General features: G+C 30.5%; 16 protein-coding genes and 2 pseudogenes. 10 read left to right on the forward strand and 8 right to left on the reverse strand.

Annotation, left to right across the window (positions count from 1 at the left end; genetic code table 11):
• The first annotated feature begins 76 nt into the window (after positions 1–76).
• From IPK18_04415 to IPK18_04445, 7 genes and pseudogenes are all read left to right on the forward strand, one after another.
• Positions 77–1,512, forward strand: a pseudogene (locus tag IPK18_04415) (MBOAT family protein).
• Positions 1,513–1,517: 5 nt separating this feature from the next.
• Complete coding sequence (locus tag IPK18_04420) at positions 1,518–2,564, forward strand: hypothetical protein (GenBank protein ID QQR98770.1); 1,047 nt, start codon at positions 1,518–1,520, stop codon at positions 2,562–2,564.
• Positions 2,565–2,771: 207 nt separating this feature from the next.
• Positions 2,772–3,389, forward strand: coding sequence for a recombination protein RecR (gene recR / locus IPK18_04425; GenBank protein QQR98771.1), 618 nt, complete (start codon positions 2,772–2,774; stop codon positions 3,387–3,389).
• Between the two features lie 6 nt (positions 3,390–3,395).
• Positions 3,396–5,039 (forward strand): glycosyltransferase, encoded by a 1,644-nt coding sequence (locus IPK18_04430; protein ID QQR98772.1) that lies wholly within the window; start codon positions 3,396–3,398, stop codon positions 5,037–5,039.
• Positions 5,040–5,157: 118 nt separating this feature from the next.
• Positions 5,158–5,741 (forward strand): annotated as a pseudogene (locus IPK18_04435) (adenylate kinase).
• 3 nt (positions 5,742–5,744) lie between these two features.
• Positions 5,745–6,230: a 5-(carboxyamino)imidazole ribonucleotide mutase gene (gene purE, locus IPK18_04440; GenBank protein QQR98773.1), complete on the forward strand. Its 486-nt coding sequence runs from the start codon at positions 5,745–5,747 to the stop codon at positions 6,228–6,230.
• 36 nt (positions 6,231–6,266) lie between these two features.
• Positions 6,267–6,593, forward strand: coding sequence for an iron-sulfur cluster assembly accessory protein (locus IPK18_04445; protein ID QQR98774.1), 327 nt, complete (start codon positions 6,267–6,269; stop codon positions 6,591–6,593).
• Between the two features lie 48 nt (positions 6,594–6,641).
• On the opposite strand, the gene IPK18_04450 is transcribed toward IPK18_04445, so the two are convergent.
• The 8 genes from IPK18_04450 to IPK18_04485 form a co-directional block, all read right to left on the reverse strand.
• Positions 6,642–7,121: a hypothetical protein gene (locus IPK18_04450; GenBank protein ID QQR98775.1), complete on the reverse strand. Its 480-nt coding sequence runs from the start codon at positions 7,119–7,121 to the stop codon at positions 6,642–6,644.
• A 74-nt stretch (positions 7,122–7,195) separates the two neighbouring features.
• Positions 7,196–8,092, reverse strand: coding sequence for a hypothetical protein (locus tag IPK18_04455; protein ID QQR98776.1), 897 nt, complete (start codon positions 8,090–8,092; stop codon positions 7,196–7,198).
• A 208-nt stretch (positions 8,093–8,300) separates the two neighbouring features.
• Positions 8,301–9,326: a Holliday junction branch migration DNA helicase RuvB gene (gene ruvB, locus IPK18_04460; GenBank protein ID QQR98777.1), complete on the reverse strand. Its 1,026-nt coding sequence runs from the start codon at positions 9,324–9,326 to the stop codon at positions 8,301–8,303.
• Between the two features lie 174 nt (positions 9,327–9,500).
• On the reverse strand, positions 9,501–10,673 hold the full coding sequence (locus IPK18_04465; protein ID QQR98778.1) for a hypothetical protein: 1,173 nt from the start codon (positions 10,671–10,673) through the stop codon (positions 9,501–9,503).
• 148 nt (positions 10,674–10,821) lie between these two features.
• Positions 10,822–11,424 carry a hypothetical protein gene (locus tag IPK18_04470; GenBank protein ID QQR98779.1) on the reverse strand — a complete coding sequence of 201 codons (603 nt, stop codon included), beginning with the start codon at positions 11,422–11,424 and terminating at the stop codon, positions 10,822–10,824.
• A gap of 74 nt (positions 11,425–11,498) precedes the next feature.
• On the reverse strand, positions 11,499–12,008 hold the full coding sequence (locus IPK18_04475; GenBank protein ID QQR98780.1) for a class II aldolase/adducin family protein: 510 nt from the start codon (positions 12,006–12,008) through the stop codon (positions 11,499–11,501).
• Position 12,009: 1 nt separating this feature from the next.
• Entirely contained in the window at positions 12,010–13,542 is a 1,533-nt protein-coding gene (locus tag IPK18_04480) for an FGGY-family carbohydrate kinase (protein ID QQR98781.1), read from the reverse strand.
• 19 nt (positions 13,543–13,561) lie between these two features.
• Entirely contained in the window at positions 13,562–15,931 is a 2,370-nt protein-coding gene (locus IPK18_04485; GenBank protein ID QQR98782.1) for a penicillin acylase family protein, read from the reverse strand.
• 100 nt (positions 15,932–16,031) lie between these two features.
• Between IPK18_04485 and IPK18_04490 the strand changes: the two genes are divergently transcribed.
• The 3 genes from IPK18_04490 (at position 16,032) to pckA (ending at position 19,668) form a co-directional block, all read left to right on the forward strand.
• On the forward strand, positions 16,032–17,237 hold the full coding sequence (locus IPK18_04490) for an IS4 family transposase (protein ID QQR98783.1): 1,206 nt from the start codon (positions 16,032–16,034) through the stop codon (positions 17,235–17,237).
• A 200-nt stretch (positions 17,238–17,437) separates the two neighbouring features.
• A complete protein-coding gene (locus tag IPK18_04495) occupies positions 17,438–17,896 on the forward strand; it encodes an NAD(P)H-dependent oxidoreductase (GenBank protein QQR98784.1) in 459 nt (152 codons plus the stop codon).
• Between the two features lie 173 nt (positions 17,897–18,069).
• Positions 18,070–19,668 carry a phosphoenolpyruvate carboxykinase (ATP) gene (gene pckA, locus IPK18_04500; GenBank protein QQR98785.1) on the forward strand — a complete coding sequence of 533 codons (1,599 nt, stop codon included), beginning with the start codon at positions 18,070–18,072 and terminating at the stop codon, positions 19,666–19,668.
• Positions 19,669–19,673: the final 5 nt, after the last annotated feature.

Here is a 19,673-nt window from a genome sequence, read left to right on the forward strand (position 1 = left end):
GTATCCAATAATAGTTTATCTTTGGTTGTACTAAAGAAACAAAAAAGAAGACATATATAAAAAAATAGACAAGCATATGCTTTTTAACTCATTAGACTTTGCATTTTTTTTGCCTATTGTATTTTTACTTTATTGGTTCGCAACAAAAGGAAATTTACGGCTACAAAACATATTACTATTAGTCTCAAGTTATTTTTTTTATGCTTGTTGGGATTGGAGATTTTTATTCCTTTTGATTTTTTCAACTCTGCTTGATTACTCTTCAGGAATAAAAATGTCAGATTCTAAGAATAAAAATTCCAAGAGATTTTGGTTTTGGCTAAGCATATCAATTAATCTTGGGTTTCTTGGTATTTTTAAGTATTATAATTTCTTTGTTGAATCATTTGCTAGTGCATTAGAAAATATTGGATTAAATGTTAATCCATGGACATTAAAAGTTATCTTACCTGTAGGTATTTCTTTTTATACATTTCATGGTTTGTCGTATGTAATTGATATTTATAAGGATAGAATAAAAGCAGAAAGAAATCTTATAGATTATTCTGTCTTTGTGAGTTTTTTCCCTTTATTAGTCGCAGGGCCAATAGAAAGAGCAACCCATCTTTTGCCACAAATTCAAAAGAAAAGAACATTTGACTACAATAAAGCTGTAGATGGAATGAAACAAATTTTATGGGGATTATTCAAAAAAATTGTAATTGCAGATCAATGTGCAGAGTATGCAAACCAAATTTTTAATAATTCTTCAGACTATTCAGGAAGTACTCTTGTTTTAGGTGCTATTTTTTTACTTTCCAAATCTATGGTGATTTTTCTGGATATTCAGATATTGCATTAGGTACTGCACGACTTTTTGGAATAGAATTATTAAGAAATTTTGCATTCCCTTATTTCTCAAGAGATATTGCTGAATTTTGGAGACGATGGCACATATCACTTTCAACGTGGTTTAGAGATTACTTGTATATACCACTCGGAGGAAGTAAAGGAGGTACATGGTTTAAAGTTAGAAATACTTTTATTATTTTTTTAGTAAGTGGATTTTGGCATGGAGCTAATTGGACATTCATTTTTTGGGGCCTATTAAATGCACTTTATATTATGCCCTCTATAATATTTAATACAAATAGAAACAATCTTGAAATAGTAGCTAAAGGGAAATGTTTGCCAAAATTAAAGGATATAACTTCAATTACAATTACTTTCGGATTAACAGTTTTTGCTTGGATATTTTTTAGAGCCGAAAATTTAAATCATGCAATACAATACATTTCACATATGTTTTCAAATACATTACTAACTGTACCATCTGTAATTCCAAAAATATTATTCATATTACTATTGTTTTTTATCATTGTAGAATGGACTGGAAGAGAAGAAGAATATGCATTTGCAAATTTAGGTTCAAATTGGTATAAACCAATAAGATGGTCTATGTATTATGCTATCATGTTATCTATTTATATTTTTCAAAGTACAGGTCAGCAGTTTATATATTTTCAGTTTTAATATTTATGAAAAATTTTATTATAAAAATATTGCTTTTCACATTAATTCCACTAATTATATTATTAGCTTCTAATATATTAATACCTATTAAAACATGGGTTTACAGACCTTGGGAAGCATTAATATTTTCAGAGGTGCCATCCGATTCTCCATTTTATCCAAACTCAACCCTTAATATGAATTCTGTTGGCGACTTATGCCATCACAGTAAAAATTCTATTGTAAAAAAGGAATATTGGAAAACTGATGAATTAGGATATAGAAATAATAAACATATAAATGACCCAGATATATTAATAATTGGAGACTCTTTTGTTGCAGGTTCAGGTTTAAATCAATCAAATACTGTTTGTAATCTAGTTTCTAAATTTGATAAGAATTTAAAAGTATATAACATTGCACCTAGTACAGTTGTTCATTTTGATTATTTGCTTAATACTGGGAAAATCAATAGGCCAAAACTTGTAATATTTTCAATGGTTGAAAGAGATATTCCAGAGAAAATTCAATTTTACACTAGAGCAAATTTTATAAAATCCTCTATTAAGAAAATATTCTATAGTATTAATTCTTATATTGATTCTTTCCTGAAATTTTTACCTTTAAGATGGCTTAAAGCAAGAGTCAATTGTAGTAAAGGAAAAGGAATTGAAGGTGTAAGTAATTCAAATATGTATTTTCTTCAAGGTAGTAATCAGAAACATCAAAAAGATGATTTAACAAATACCGTTAATAACTTAATAGCATATAAAAAATATTTTGATAAACTTGGAATTAAATTCATATTTATGCCAATGCCTGATAAAGAAACAGTATATTATGAATTTGTACCATTTAAGAAGCAACCAGATTATTTATTCAGATTAGATTCAATGCTAATTAATTCTAACATATCAACAATAAATACACTTAATATATATAATAATTACAGAAAGAATAATAATAAATTATTATACCATCTTGACGATACTCATTGGAATTCGAATGCCTCAGAGATCATTGCTTTAGAAATTATAAATAAAGCACGAATACTTGGTTTGATTGAAAATTAAGCCATTAGTTTTCAGTGATATTAAATATATTTATCATTCATATACAAATTACAAGTACTTCTTAATAAGTAATTATTATAAATTACTTATGTTAATATGTTCAAAATATTAATCCATATTTCTAAAATAAACTCAGTTCACATTTCACAAAACCACTTACTTCTAAACCTACTTTCTTTTTTGCCACTTTATTTGTATTTTTGAAATATGATATTTCCTTCTAAATTGATAGAAGATGGTGTAGCTGAATTTTCTAAACTACCTGGCATCGGAAAAAAAACAGCCTTGCGTTTGGTTATGCATCTACTTCAATCGGAACAGCAAACAACCACCAAATTTACTGAAACGCTACAACGTATGCGCCAAGAAATAAAGCACTGCACCATATGCCACAATGTTGCTGATGATGCCGTTTGCAGTATTTGCAACAGTCCGTACAGAGACAAAAGCACAGTATGTATTGTAGAAAATTTTAGAGACATCTTAGCCATTGAGCAAACGCAACAATTTAATGGTGTATACCATGTATTGGAAGGACTTATTTCGCCTTTAGATGGCATTGGTCCAGACCAATTAAATATAGATTCTTTGGAAAATAGAATTAAGTCTGGCAATATTTCAGAATTAATCATGGCATTAAATCCTACTATTGATGGCGATACAACTATCTTTTATCTATCCAAAAAATTTAAAGATTATCCAATTAAAATAACTACTATATCTCGTGGTATTGCTTTTGGTGGCGAATTGGAATATGTTGATGAAATTACCTTGGCTAGAAGTATACAAGCTAGATTGCCTTATGAAAATTATCTAAAAAATTAATCTTTATTGACAAAACTCAGCATCATCATTGTAAACTATAATGTGCAGTATTTTTTAGAATATTGTATCAATAGTATTTATCGTTCAAAAGTAAATTTCGATTATGAAATTATTGTTGTTGATAATGCATCTAAAGATGAGTCTATAGCTATGATGCAAACGAATTTTCCTGAGGTAAACATTATACAAAACAAAGAAAATGTTGGGTTTTCAAAAGCCAATAATCAAGGAATAAATATTGCAAAAGGAACATATTGTTTGTTACTCAATCCTGATACTATATTGCAAGAAGATACATTGCAAAAATGTATAGACACACTTGAGCATGATCCTAAAATTGGTGCTTTAGGTGTAAAAATGCTTGATGGTGCCGGAAATTTCTTGCCAGAATCAAAAAGAGGATTTCCGACATTGGGCGTCGCATTTGCAAAAATATCTGGGTTTGCAAAGTTATTTCCAAAATCTTCATTTTTTGGAAAATACCATCTTGGATATTTAGACAAAGATAAGAACCATGAAGTAGATGTACTAAGTGGCGCATTTATGATGATGCGAAAAGATGTTTTGGTTAATGTAGGAAAATTAGATGAAACTTATTTTATGTATGGCGAAGACATTGATTTGTCTTATCAGATAAAACAAGCTGGATATAAAAATATGTATTTGGCCGACACAAGTATTATTCATTTCAAAGGCGAAAGCACCAAAAAAGGCTCACTAAACTATATTAAATTATTTTATGGCGCCATGCTAATTTTTGCAAAAAAGAATTTACCCAAACAGCAAAGTAAACTATTAGCACCTATCATACATTTAGGCATTTTTGCACAAGCTTTTTGGATGTATCTCAAACAAATTTTTAATAGTATTTTATTGCCATCTATAGATATTGCATCCATATTTTCTATACTGTTTTCATTAAAATATGTGTTTGAACATTTCATCAAACAAGACGAAAGACTAATCTATCCAGCTTCTTTTATTTATTTTAATATACCATTGTACACATTTTTCTTCATTATAAATTTGTATATTTTTAAGGCATATCATAAAAGTTGTACTTGGAAAAATGTCATCATTGGATTGACTGCTGGCTTTGCTATGATATCTATTGTATATTCATTTTTTCCGCTATCATTGCGTTCTTCGAGAGCAATAATTTTATGTTCTTTCTTATTAAACATTCCTATTCTGATATTATACAGAATGCTCATTAACTTTATTACACCACTTGTACCCAATCTATTTTATGCAAGTAGCAAATATCTATTGGTATGCAACGAAGCTGAAATAGACACCATAAAACTAGCTATGACAAACAATAATAAGAAAGCAAAATTTGTAGGTTATATCAATAAAAACAAACAACATACAAGCAATTTTTTAGGCACAACAAAGCAAATCACAGATATAATACAAGCTTACAATATATCAGACATTATTTTTTCTACACACACCAATGAAATGAAAGATATTATAGCTATAATGGCATCTACACAACAGCAAGACATACATTATAGAATGTACAATGATGCGCAAAACATTATTAGTAGTAAGAATAAAAATACCAGAGGCGAAATTCTACACTTGAATATAGACTATAATAAACCCAAAAATATAGTAGATAGAGTCTTAAATTGGCTAGATTAACCAAAGTAGTATATTAATAAATTCTAAAATTATTCACACTAAATAGTAATATTGTATAATTCAATGCATTATTTAATACTAATGCTTATTTTTGTAATTCAATACTATTCTTAAAAAAATGATTAATCTAATTTTATTTGGTCCTCCAGGAAGCGGAAAAGGTACCCAAGCTGTAAAAATTGCAGAACATTTCAATTTACTACACATCTCAACTGGTGATTTATTTCGTAATGAAATAAAAAACGAAACGCCACTTGGACTAGAAGCTAAAAGTATATTGAAAAAGGTGAGCTAGTACCAGATGAGGTAACAATAGGTATGCTCTCCAATAAACTTGATGAGTTTGAAGGCAAAGTGAATGGATTTATCTTTGATGGTTTTCCACGCACACAACCACAAGCAGAAGCACTTGATAAATTATTAGATTTAAAAAATACAAGCATTACTAAGGTATTAGCATTGGATGTGCCAGAAGCAGAAATTGTAGGTAGAATATTGGAAAGAGGCAAAACATCTGGCAGAGCTGATGACTTAAACGAAGAAATCATTAAAAATAGATTTAAAGTGTACTTGAATGAGACAGCTCAAGTTGCAGACCATTATAAAAAAGTAGATAAATTTGCTAGTTTAAATGGTGTAGGTGAAATTGAGGATATCTTTACTGCACTAAAAGATGCAATAGACAGCACACAACAAAACTAATATATGCAACCATCAATAGCAATAGTAATGGGCTCTGATAGCGACTCTCCTACCATGCGAGAAGCAGCTTTGATATTAGATGAACTAGGTATTGCTTATTCTTATACCATTGTTTCGGCACATCGTACACCAGAAAAAATGTACGATTTTGCAAAACAAGCACATCATAATGGTGTGAAAGTTATTATTGCTGGTGCTGGTGGTGCTGCGCATCTTCCTGGTATGATAGCAGCCATTTCGCCACTACCTGTAATTGGTGTACCTATTCAATCAAAAACATTAAATGGAATTGATAGTTTACTGTCGATTGCACAAATGCCAGGTGGTGTGCCTGTAGCAACTGTGGCAATTGGTGGTGCAAAAAATGCTGGTATTTTGGCAGCACAAATATTGGCTACACATGATGCAAACTTATTGGAAAAAATAATAGCGTATAAGCAAAAACTGAATAACGAAGTTGAAGAAAAGTGCAAACAATTTAAACCTTAAACTTTTTCTCAATTATCTTGTTATAATACTACGAAAATGATTACAGTAAGCGAAACAGCAAAGAATAGAATTTTAGATATTTGGCAAACTGACCATCTAACAAACGAACATTTTGTTAGAGTTTCTGTAAGTAGTGGTGGTTGCTCTGGTCTTACCTATAATATGAACTTTGACAATCAAGCACAAAAAGGAGATGAACAATTTGAAGACAAAGGCATTAAATTAGTAGTAGATGCTAAAAGTTTATTGTACTTACTTGGTACAGAATTGGATTTTTCTGAAGGTTTAAATGGCAAAGGATTTTACTTTAATAATCCAAATGCATCACGCACTTGTTCGTGTGGCGAAAGCTTTTCTTTATAAAAGAAAGAAAGCTACCTTTCTCAAGATAGCTTTTATTAATAATATTGTTTACTCTATTCCAATAACTTTTCCTCTAGCGTAATATATACTGGAGTCACTTGTTCTGATAATAAAATGCATATAAAAATCTCTTTTCATTAATGCCGCAGGCAACTCTGTGGTGCTATTTCCATATAAATTAAAAAATGCTCGTTCACCAATTTTCTTTCCAAATTTATCAGACATTAAATATGCAACAGAATGATAGCTTGTATTACATGTTGGGCAAGTATGCCCAATTACAGTATTACTCATAGGGTTTGGGTATATAATTATTTTTTTACCTACTAATTTTGTGTCATTAGTTTTAAATCCAGTAAGTAAATGCTTATAATCTATGCTATCAAATCTTTGGTCTAACACATTTTTGCCAAAATCATCCATATTATCATAGCTTACAATCGTCCAATCGCCTTTATCTTCTCCAATAAGATTACCTAAATAATCTCTTTGTGTAATTTCATCTATATCAAAATGATACTTTTTCAACTTATGTTTTGTACAAGAACATACAAGGAAAATTATTAATAGAATAAATATTAATTGTTTCATGGTTAAAATTTTTATTGAAAATAAATAAATCCTTTTATTGATGATATTTGGTCATTCCATGTTTTATAAAAGACATTCCTTTTCCATTCTGTTAAATTATCAGCATCCTCATTTACATTATATGGAGAGGAAGAAAATAAATTACCTTTAAAAGCTAATGCCAATCCGCCATAATTTGCATTTTCAAAACATATGACTTGGTATCTTGTATATCTATGGGCAATCAATGGTGTAGATATAGATAAATCAGAAATACGTATCGAAGAGAATTGATCATTTTGACTTGTACCAATATTAGGAATTGAAAATCCTGGTGCATTATAATATTGACCTGTTGGACAATAAGTATCAGGTGAACCCGCAGCACAATTAACATAAGTCTGATATGAAGAAATTGGAGATACTGTTCCACCATTATCACTTAAATCACCAAAAAATTCTGTCCTCAACACTTCATTAAAATATGCGTGTTTAAAAAATTGAGCAGCTACTGCATAACTATTTCCTGTACTATTTGTTCTGCTTGAATTACCACTATTAGGATGTTTTATTGGATAAGCGATATGAATATATTTTTGATATTCATCATAATTATCAAATAGATAAATTGAATCTTTAGATAAAATTAATGCGACTGCATTTGGAAGTTCATCGATAATATTTTTTACAATTGTTGCATCTTTTTCAACTAAGTCTACAGTAACATTGCTTTTATCAACAACAGAAGTATACTCATAAATATTATTTTTATATTTTAGTGAAATATGATTTGAATCTGTTGTTATACCATACTTTTTCAAAAATATTTCATTTTCTAATATTTTATTTGATTTTAGGGTTTCTTTTTTACATGCATTTACAAATATCATCGATACGATTAACATTAATATTTTGATTGAATTTTTCATTTTTTGTATTTTATTTTTATTAAATTTTAAAATATACTTAGTAGTTTAATATATTTATTTACAAAAAATTATGGAGGAATTAATAATATTTGCAATACATATAATATGTATGTATGTATGTATGTATGTATTCATACAGTATAAATTATACATGAATATACAAAATTTTTATAAAACTATTGTATAATTCTAATAAAAAATATTTCTTCTAAAACAAACTGCCTGTTTGTGCTGGTGGTACTTTTCCTATGTGTGTGTATGCTTTTGCAGTAGCTTCTCTTCCTCTTGGTGTACGTTTTAGGTAGCCTTCTTGTATTAAAAATGGCTCATATACTTCTTCTATTGTGCCAGCTTCTTCGCCTACTGCTGTAGCAATTGTAGTGATACCAACTGGTCCTCCACCAAATTTTTCAATAATTGCAGCTAAGATATTATTGTCCATTTCGTCTAAGCCATGTTCATCTACATTCAATGCTTTTAATGCATATTGAGCAATTTCTAAATCTATTTTTCCGTTTCCTTTGATTTGTGCAAAATCTCTTACTCTACGCAGCAATGCATTGGCTATACGTGGCGTGCCTCTGCTTCGTTTAGCTATTTCCATTGAGCCTTTTTCATCAATTTCTGTATTCAGAATATTTGATGAGCGTTTTATAATACTTTGTAAAACTTCTTTGGTATAATATTCTAACCTGAATGTGATGCCAAAACGTGAACGCAATGGTGCTGTAAGTAAACCAGAACGTGTTGTAGCACCAATTAAGGTAAAAGGATTTAAGGTAATTTGTATACTTCTTGCACTTGGTCCACTATCAATCATAATATCGATTTTATAATCTTCCATGGCTGAGTATAGATATTCTTCTACAGTAGTATTCAATCTATGTATTTCGTCTATAAACAGTACATCGTTGGTTTGTAGATTGGTAAGCAAACCTGCTAAATCACCTGGTTTTTCTAATACTGGCCCAGATGTTAGTTTCATTTCTACACCTAATTCGTTGGCAATTATATTGGATAAAGTTGTTTTTCCTAAACCTGGTGGTCCGTGCAATAAAACGTGGTCTAATGCTTCGTCTCTTTGTTTAGCTGCTTGAATGAATATTTGTAAATTTTCAATAATTTGTGGCTGACCAGCAAATTGCTCAATAGCTTGTGGACGCAAAACTCTTTCTAAATCTTTTTCGGTTTTAGATAGGAAATCGCCTGATGCATCTAAATTTGGATTCTGCATGTGTTGCAAAGATACTAAAATGTTTTTATAGATATTATGCTCTGGTATGTCTATACTTATCTGTATTTGTTCGTACTACTTAAGCTATATTATCTATTGTAAAATTATTCTTTAGAAATAAAATTGCCCTTGCATGATAAAAACACAAGGGCAAAATCATTATTCCAATTTTAGTTATTTACCTTTATTTCCTTTGTTTGAATTTCCGTTGTTTCCCATTTGTTGTTTGTTGCTATTATTTTGTTTTGTACCAGAATTTTGTTGATTCCCGTTATTGCTTTTATTATTTCCTTTGTATCCTTGATTAGAATTCTGATTACTGTTTTGTGTATTACTATTCTGATTGCTATTTACTTTTGGTTGTTGATTGCTGTTGCTATTTCCAGAATTTTGCTTATTCCAATTGCCTTTGTTCTCGTCATTACCATTGTTAGAATTATTGCCTTGTTGGTTTTGTTTATTCCAATTTCCTTTATTTTCATTGTTATTGTTTGAGTTACCAGATTTATTGGAATCATTGCCTTGTTTATTTTTTTGGTAATTTCCATTATTGCTATTTGGATTGTTATTTCCATAATGGTTACCATTATTTGATTTTACATTTGGATTGCCATTATTTTTGTATGCATTGTTGTTGATGTTTGTATTAACTGTTTTTGAAACTTCTCTTTTGTTGTTGTAATAGTTATTATAATATGTTTGGTTAATGTAAGTGTTTCTTCTGCTATAATTATCCCAACCAAAGTTATTAAAATTATTATAATATACATTGTATGTTTTTATTGGTCTGTTGTTCCACCAAGTTGGATAGTTTGCCCAATGCCATGGCGAAGTCCAAGGATTGTAACCAACTTTAAAGATAACACTAACACATGGCCAAGCCCAAGCATTTACATACTGTACTGTGTTTACTTGTCCTGCAATATATGGTTCTATTATGTAGTTTTTACCATATAAGTTTTCATCACCAATAATTTGTACATGTACTACATTGTTGCCATTATCTTTTTGCAAATCTATGATAGCTACATCTTGTACTTCGTAGCCACTTATCATATCTTGTATTACAATTGTATGATAGTTGCCATTGCCATAGTCAGTTACTTTTAGATAATCAATGTAACCATCATTATTTAAGTCAAGATTATTTACATTGTAATTTGAATTGTTCAGCATATATTCAAAATTTTCTACTGAAGAGGCATCTTTAAACATATCTAATACAACATATAAATTCAAATTATCACCAGGCATGCCTGTTGCAACTGGTGGTGCTTGTCTGTAATCTGCTGCATTCAAATTTAGTGCAACCATTACAATCATTAATAAACTAAGTAATTTTTTCATTTTAAAATATTTAATTATAGGTTAGACATCAAAAACTCTGCGAGGTTTATTCATGCTAAACGAAATAGATATATTTTAAGATTTATTAAGAAATTTGGCAATTATTGCTCTAACAATATAGAATGTACATTGTATAGATAATTGGTATTTATTTATTCTTTTCTGCTTCTTTAGAATATTTTAGTCTGTAAAATTTATGCATTAACCATGCTTCAATTTTGTTGATACTTTTTGCGCCATCTAAATATTTTGATTCTAAGAATGCTTTACTTGTTTTTTCTACCAACCATGCGGCAACATAGGTATCTTCTAATGAATCGCCAATACTGTAAACTAATCCATTACTATCTATACATGCAAATCTGCCTCTAAGTGCTCTAATTACATAATCTCTATTTACATTAGCTGTTGTTTGTTTTATATGTGCAATTTTAATACTTACACCTAATAATTGTGCTTGATCGTCTAATATAGATGGTATTTCAGTTTTCACGCTAGAACCATACATTTGCTTTGCAATGATAACAGCTTGAATATTTTTTCTTTTTGCAAATATTTCTTTGATTACTACATATTGTAAATTATCTTGAATTGATTCGTTGGTAATATCTATTTCTTTATTTTCATTTACATTTAATACATGAATGCTATTATCTTTTCTTATTCCAACATATTGAATATCTAGATTTCCCCAAGATGCATAACCTTCTGCATGTGTTTGTAACTTATCTATCTCTGTTTGTATGCTCATTCTCTTTTATTTTTTCAATGATTCTACATAATTTTTGTAATGCTAATTCTAATGTTTCACAGACATTAAAAACATTATCCATATCTGTTCCAATACATACTACGCCATGATTGGACATTAGTCTTTGCATTAGAATTCTCAATTGCTTTTGCTGTGTCTACTGTAATTTTTTTTGTATTTGGCACTGCATAAGATGCTGCTTTAATTATTTCTCCACCTAATATTTGTTGGTGTTCTTTATCAAGCACTACAACATCTTTTTGTGCTGCTGCAATTATTGATGCATACATTTGGTGTGTATGAATTACTGCATTTATATGTTTTCTTGTTTTATAAACTTCGCAGTGTAGTTTTAGCTCAGATGATGGTTTTAATTTCCCTTCGTATTTTAATGTATAAAAATCTACCACTACCATTTCTTCTGGCGTAAGGTCATCATATTTGCGTCCACTTGGTGTTATTACCATTTGCGTATCACTTACTTTAATACTTACATTTCCCCATGTGCGTGCTACTAATCCTTTTTTCAGCAACTGTTTTCCTGCGTTGCACACATCTATTTTTGCTTGTTCAATTGATATCATTTTATTTTATTGAAAATCTTGATGAATTGATTGTTGTATAACTCTGTTTTAAATTTGCGTATACGTTTTTATACATTTGATATAACTCTTGATAAATTGGAGCATTTGCTGTATTTGGTGTATATGTATTTCTTACTTGAATGATTTTATTTATCTCTGAAAAATCTTTTAGTGTATTGCTACCAACCATTGCACACATGGCTGCACCTAAAGCACCTGCATTTTTGGGTTGTGTAGTTGTGAGTACTTTCCTACCAATGATGTCTGCTATTATTTGCATCCAAGTATTGTTGTGCGTGCCTCCACCTGTAATTTTTACCTGATCTATTTTTAGTTTAAAATCTTTTTCCATATTGTCTAATGTCCATCTAAGATTGTATGCAATACCTTCGAAATGTGCGCGTGCAATATGTGCCTTTGTATGTTGGTGCGTAAGATTAAAAATTGTAGCGCGTGTAGTTGTTGTACTTACTGGACATCTTTCGCCTAAAAACCATGGTGTCATAATTAAATAATCAGCACCAGCAGGAACTTGTTTAATATCATTTTCAATTAACTCAAACAATTCCTTTTCAGACATATTTCCAGCTGCGTCTTTATAAAAATTATCTATAAGCCAAAGTGTATTTGCGCCAGCAGATTCTGTAATTCCAACAATCAAATTTTTTGTTGGATCTGCGCTCTGTAAGCAAACTGCACCGTTTTTAAATTTTGGTGCTTTAGCTGTAGATACACCAACCCAAGCTGATGTTCCTGTATAAATATGTGCTTCTCCTTCTGCAATTGCAGTTGTTCCAACTGCGGCACTCTGTGTATCATCGCAACCACCAAAGACTGGAATACCTTCAATTAGGTGCATTTCTTGTGCTGCTTTTGTAGTAAGCGTTCCTACTACATCTGTAGATTTTACAAGGTCTGGCAATATGCCTGAACCTATTCCTGTTAGTTTAAAAAATAAATGCTCCCAATCTTTTTTCTTTATATCAAATGCATACGAACAGGCACCTGACCATTCTGCTACCATTTTGTTAGTGCATTTATATTTTAAATATCCATTGACATCTAGAACTTTATAAGTTTGATTAAAAATATCTGGTTTCTTTTCTTTGAGCCACATGAGTTTTGGAATAACATCTTTTCCTGTAATTTCGATACCAACAATTGCTTTGAACATTCGCCTTCCTCCAAATTTTTTCATTGCTTTTGCTGCTTGTTCTTCTGCTCTTCCATCTACCCAAGTAATATTTGGATATAATACATTGCCATCTTTATCAACTGGAATAATACCCATGGCTTGTGTAGTGTACACAATTCCTGCTATGTTATTTTTATCTATTGATTGATTTTCTATTAAAGTTTTTGTAGCTAAACATACTGCATTCCAATAGTCTTCTGGTCGTTGCTCTACCCAACCTGGATTTGGTGTTTGTAAAGGATATTCTTCTATAGCATGTGCAAGAATATTACCTAAATCATCTACCAAAATTGCTTTTACTGAACTGGTACCAATATCGTATGCTAAAAAATATTTCATTGTCTCAAAAATAATGATTTTATATTTTTTTCAGCCATAATGTATGTTTTCGATATTCGTCTACCTTTTCTCTACTAAAACTCATTGGAATATTTTCTCCATTAAGCCATTTATTTAATTGGTTTTTATAATATGGACTTGCCATATTTTCGCTATTACCTAATGGCATAATTATGGTAGATTTATCAAAATCAGAGAAATCAATAATTTGTCTATATGATACAGAATCTAATTCTCCACCGTATTTATGTTCGTCCATTATAAAAGTTTGAAAAGGTGTATCTGTATCGCCTCCAATTGGAATTGGTCCAATATTAAACACCTTATCCATTGGTGGTTTTGCTGCAAATGAATGTGGAAATACTATTGCGTGTAAGTTGCCCCATGTCCATTTTTTAGTATTGTTTCCATAATGTTGTTTTATCCATTCTATTGCATTTTTAAATCCTTGTTTTAAAACATTTTTTCTTCCACCTGCTTTTTGTATCCACTCAGATTCTTCATTATCTAGCATTCTAAATAATGCTACAGTATTGTGTCCCATAAATGCATTGAGTGGTTGATATATTTCATGAACACCAATTCCAAGAAGGCTCTTAATTAATGCTTTATCTTGTATATTTTTTTCATAAATATATTTTACAACTTCTTTTTTTGCTACTTTATAAAAACTTCCTTCTATTTGTTCTGGTCTTAATACACCATCCCATTTCAGCATAAGTTGTACATATTGGTTGAGTTCTAAATCATGCATATCAATATCTTTGTAATAAGCTATAAATTTAGTTGCTGGTGTACAATGCCAATCCATTTGCATATCTATAAAATCTTTTGGCGATAGTTTTGTTTTAGATTGAATCATATGTTCTAATCTCTTAGCTCTATAGCCATTCATATAATTATCTCCTAAAAAGTATGGAAAATCATCTGGTTCTATTTTATGATTTGCTGTAACTAAGTAGCCTTGTGTTGGATTAAATGCATGTGGCATTTGCTCAAATGGCACATCCTCTTTCCAATCGTTTTCACTTATCCATCCTGGCATTGGTACTGCTGTATCTTGTTTGGTTCTAATAGGAACTTTTCCAGAATTATAATATCCTATATTGTCTTTTACATCAGCATACACGATATTTAATCCTGGTGCCTGTATATGTTTAACAGCATCTACAAAATCGTTCCAGTTTTGAGCTCTGTTTAATTTCATCCAGCCATCAAACACATTTGATGGTTTGAATGCTCTGGAACACAATGTATACGCATGATGCTTTTCGTTCGTAATGTTTGAAATTAGTGTACCATGTATTGTATTGACTACTTTTTCAATATATGGCAATGATTCTCCTTTTATATATATTTTTTCTTCTATAATATTAGAGTCTAAAATTTTCCCATCGTACATATACGTAGAAAATGAATGATCTGTAAATTTTTCAACATACACATCTTCTATATCCGTAAAAGCTAAAGTAATGCCCCAACCAATATGTTCGTTGTGTCCAATTAGTACACCTGGTGTTGCTGGACAAGATACACCTGTGACATGTAATTCATCACAATGGATGTGCATTTGATACCAAATATTTGGATTTTTTAGCGTTAGGTGTGGATCATTGCAAAGATAAGGTTTCCCTGTATCTGTTTTTGAGCCATGTATTGTCCATGCATTGCTACCAGAAATATGTGGAATGTATGGTCCGCTCATGGCATCGAATTTTTCATCTATACGTATATGATTAAACTCAATTCCATTTGGTAACAGCACTGGATTTTCATTAGGATAGCTATTGTTTATTTCCATTGCTTTTTTTTCGCCAACAGATTCTATTAGTCTTGCTCTAATGATTTCATCATACCATCCAAATGTTAGCAAAGAAGTAAGCATTCTACTAAATGCACAAACATCAATAGGTGTCCAATCTTCAGGTTTGTGTCCAATTAATTTATACTCAACTGGCAATTTTAAATTATCATGTTTTAGATATGCATTTATTCCATTACAATATGCTTTAATTAATTTTTGAGTGCTTTCTGAAAGTAAATCCCAGTCTTTTTTGCCTACTCTATCATATCCAAATGTTCGTGCAATACGGTCAGCATCCAATCCATCTTTACCTATTACTTCTGATAGCTTTCCTCTTGCTGCTCTCCTATTTAGTTCCATTTGCCACAATCTATCTTGTGCATGTACAAATCCTTGAGCAAAAATTGCATCTTCGATGCTTTTTGCATATACATGCGCAACGCCCCATTCGTCTCTAATAACCTCAATATCTTGATCAATTGTTTTTATATAGAAATTTCCGTCTAGCTTGGGTAAAGACGCTCTGCTCATTTCTTTTATAATTGGTTTTAGAACACCTGCTGCTATTTTATTTAGTATTGACATAGTTCTATTTTCATTAGTGTCCGATAAAGATAAAAAAAGAGAGCCATAATTTTGGGATTATGGCTCAAAATATATAGTTTGTTTTTGCACAACTTACTATATGAATAAAAGTACGCATAATTTTGGTAATTCGGTTCTCGGACAGCTGATTTCTTTAATTCCTAATTCTATTATTGATACAGCTGTTAACAAGCATAACAGTGATAGATATATCAAACGATTTACAACACTAGAACATTTAGTAACGATGTTGTTTTGTGTTGGCTCCAACAGTACTTCGCTTCGTGAGGTTTGTACTAATTTATTAGGTTTAGAAGGCAAACTCAAACATATTAAACTCAAACAACCACCTAAAAAGAGTACGCTTGGTGATGCTAACAAACGTAGAAATGCTGTTGTGTTTGAACAAATCTATTATGACTTGTTGGCTTTTTATAAATCAACTTTATCGGACAGCCGATTTAGAGAAAGTTATGGTAAAGAGCTGTCCATTATCGATTCTACTACTATTTTCTTGTTTAAAGACATCTTAAAATGTGTTGGGCGTAAACCGATAAATGGCAAAAATAAAGGTGGTATTAAAGTGCATCTGCAAATTAGAGCAGATTATAATTTGCCTACTTTAGTAAAATTTACAGATGCTACTGTTCATGATAGTAACTTTATCCAGCATATTTCTTTTGACTCCAACACCATCTATTGCTTTGACAGAGGTTATGTTGATTATCTACTCTTTGAGAGATTTAATCAAACACAAATACCATTTGTAACCCGTATTAAAGACAATGCAAAGTTTAGTTCTAAAGAAGAATTTAGTTTGGATAACTGCAAAGATGATGCTATTTTGAAAGATGAGCAAATAGAATTAGACATTAGAGAAAATGGCACAATAACAAGACAATTGCCACTTCGTAGAATTGGCTATTGGAGCGAACAGCATAACAAATGCTACGAATTTATTACCAATATCTACGATTTAAAACCAGAACAAATTGCTACAATATACAAGCAACGATGGCAAATTGAGTTATTGCACAAACAACTCAAACAAAATTTTCCACTTAATTATTTTTTAGGTGATAATGAAAATGCAATTATTATACAGATTTGGTGTACGCTTATTTACAATCTACTTATCACCGTTATTCAAAGAAAAGTAGAAAAACGAAAATGGGCATTTGCAAATCTTTGTTCACTAATCAGAACACATTTATTTAACTATATTAATCTAAAATCATTCCTCAAAAATCCACAAAAACACTACATCGTTGCTACACAAAATCAAATACAATTATTTTCAGGATAACCTGCTTTTGTTTTATTGTAATTTTATCACACATTTATATTGATTATCAATATCAAAAAAATATTCCGTAGTTTTATCGGACACTAATGTTCTATTTTATAATATAAATCTACAATTTTTCTAAGACTCTATTCTTAATTAGCTAAATAATATTGACTTGCTAAAGTATTTTTGTATTCATTCGTCTTATCTTTATCATTGTGAAGAAAAATATTTTGCTAATCTATCATACACAATCTGGAAATACCAAAATGATATCTGATGCAATTGCAGAATGCTTGAAAGATGAATCAGACATTATATTAGCCTACAAAAAAGCCACAGAAACATTATTTGAAGATATATTACAAGCTGATGGTATTATTATTTGTTCTCCAGAATATTTTGGATATATGTGTGGTGCAATAAAAGATTTTTTTGATAGAACTTATTCTTTAGCAAGAGCAGTAGAATTAAACAAACCATACGCCTTAATTGTTTGTTGTGAAAATGATGGTACAGGAACAGAAAGAAGCATTGATACAATTGCAAGAGGATATATCTTAAAAAAAGCATTGGATACGCTAATCATTAAAGAAAAAAATATAGCCTCACAATTATCTGATGCTCGAGAGCTAGGAATTGGATTTGCAACAGGTATTAAGCTGGGAATTTTCTAATATTGTACCAAAATCTTGATAAGAATTCCTTTTTCAATTAAAACACACACATAACATAAGTAAATAAATTTTATGTAGATGAGTAAATTAGGCTTTTGCTATGTTACTAAAAGTTTAAGCAATAAAAAGTAATTCAAAATTCATTATTTTTGTAGAAATCAATAATAATTAACATGGATACTGTTATAGGCGAAAAGCGTAAGTCATTAAACTACATTGGAATCAGCAATCAGAACCTATTTTGGAATATTTCTAGAGAAGACTTAATAAACAAAGCATTAGATCTTGGTCTTGGAACACTTAACAATACTGGTGCACTGTGCATTAATACTGGAGAATTTACAGGTCGATCGCCAAAAGATAAATTCACTGTAAAAGATGATTTGACTACAAATTCAGTTGATTGGAATAATATTAATCAAGCTTTTTCTCCTGAGAATTTTGATAAACTACAAGAGAAAGTAACTAATTATATCAATCAGTTTAATGAAATATATGTTAGAGATGTGAGTGCTTGTGCTGATGAAAAATATAAAACTAACGTACGTGTAATTACTGAAACACCATGGGCATCTTTATTTGCTGATAATATGTTTATCAGACCAAGTGCAGATGAATTAGAAAATTTTGAACCAGAATGGACAATTCTTTGCGCTCCAAGCTTTAAAGCTAATCCAGCTGAAGATGGCACAAGACAACATAATTTTTCCATCATTAACTTTACAAAAAAAGTAATATTAATTGGTGGTTCTGGTTATACAGGCGAAATTAAAAAAGGAATTTTTACTGCATTAAACCTTGTATTACCACATCAAAAAAGTGTATTGAGTATGCACTGTTCAGCAAACATTGGAAAAGAAGGTGATACAGCATTATTCTTTGGACTTTCAGGCACAGGAAAAACAACACTATCTGCAGATCCAAACAGAAAACTAATTGGTGATGATGAGCATGGATGGAGTGATACTGGTGTATTCAACTTTGAAGGTGGTTGCTATGCAAAATGTGTAGACCTTACAGAAGAAAAGGAACCAGATATTTTTAGAGCAATAAAAGGTGGTGCAATATTAGAAAATATTGGCTTCTTTGAAGGAACAAATGAAGTGAATTTTGAAGATGTTAGCATTACTGAAAACACTAGAGTATCTTATCCAATTAATCACATTGAAAATATAGCAGTTCCATCTGTTGGTGGAATTCCTAAAAATATATTTTTCTTAAGTTATGATGCATTTGGCGTATTACCTCCAATTACAAAACTAACAGAAGCGCAAGCAATGTATTTATTCATTTCTGGATATACATCTAAAGTTGCTGGAACTGAAGCTGGTGTTACTGAACCACAAACTACATTTTCTGCATGTTTTGGTGCAGCTTTCTTACCATTACATCCAACAAAATATGCTGAGATGCTTGGAAAAAAATTAAAAGAAAGTAATGCAAATGTATGGTTAATCAACACAGGAATAACTGGTGGTGCGTATGGTGTTGGAAGCAGAATGAGCTTAAAATATACAAGAGCATTAATTACTGAAGCATTAAACGGAAACTTGGAAAATGTAGAATATGAAACTCTTCCTATATTTAATTTCCAAATACCAAAATCATGTCCTGGTGTGCCTAGCGAAATTCTAAATCCAAGAAATACTTGGGCAAACAAAGATGAGTACGATACAAAAGCAAAAGAATTAGCAGTTAAGTTTAGAGAGAATTTTAAAAAATATGAGCAACAAGCAAGCGAAGATATTTTAGCTGCTGCACCTCAGATATAATAAAA

The organism is Sphingobacteriales bacterium (assembly GCA_016699615.1).
Classification (GTDB): Bacteria; Bacteroidota; Bacteroidia; order Chitinophagales; family JADIYW01; genus JADJSS01.

Excerpts from the sequence above, each read along its gene's own strand:
- pckA (QQR98785.1), top strand. The coding sequence starts at position 18,070 with ATGGATACTGTTATAGGCGAAAAGCGTAAGTCATTAAACTACATTGGA.
- IPK18_04480 (QQR98781.1), bottom strand. The coding sequence starts at position 13,542 with ATGAAATATTTTTTAGCATACGATATTGGTACCAGTTCAGTAAAAGCA.
- ruvB (QQR98777.1), bottom strand. The coding sequence starts at position 9,326 with ATGCAGAATCCAAATTTAGATGCATCAGGCGATTTCCTATCTAAAACC.
- IPK18_04465 (QQR98778.1), bottom strand. The coding sequence starts at position 10,673 with ATGAAAAAATTACTTAGTTTATTAATGATTGTAATGGTTGCACTAAAT.
- IPK18_04455 (QQR98776.1), bottom strand. The coding sequence starts at position 8,092 with ATGAAAAATTCAATCAAAATATTAATGTTAATCGTATCGATGATATTT.
- recR (QQR98771.1), top strand. The coding sequence starts at position 2,772 with ATGATATTTCCTTCTAAATTGATAGAAGATGGTGTAGCTGAATTTTCT.
- IPK18_04490 (QQR98783.1), top strand. The coding sequence starts at position 16,032 with ATGAATAAAAGTACGCATAATTTTGGTAATTCGGTTCTCGGACAGCTG.
- IPK18_04475 (QQR98780.1), bottom strand. The coding sequence starts at position 12,008 with ATGATATCAATTGAACAAGCAAAAATAGATGTGTGCAACGCAGGAAAA.
- purE (QQR98773.1), top strand. The coding sequence starts at position 5,745 with ATGCAACCATCAATAGCAATAGTAATGGGCTCTGATAGCGACTCTCCT.
- IPK18_04420 (QQR98770.1), top strand. The coding sequence starts at position 1,518 with ATGAAAAATTTTATTATAAAAATATTGCTTTTCACATTAATTCCACTA.
- IPK18_04445 (QQR98774.1), top strand. The coding sequence starts at position 6,267 with ATGATTACAGTAAGCGAAACAGCAAAGAATAGAATTTTAGATATTTGG.
- IPK18_04470 (QQR98779.1), bottom strand. The coding sequence starts at position 11,424 with ATGAGCATACAAACAGAGATAGATAAGTTACAAACACATGCAGAAGGT.
- IPK18_04485 (QQR98782.1), bottom strand. The coding sequence starts at position 15,931 with ATGTCAATACTAAATAAAATAGCAGCAGGTGTTCTAAAACCAATTATA.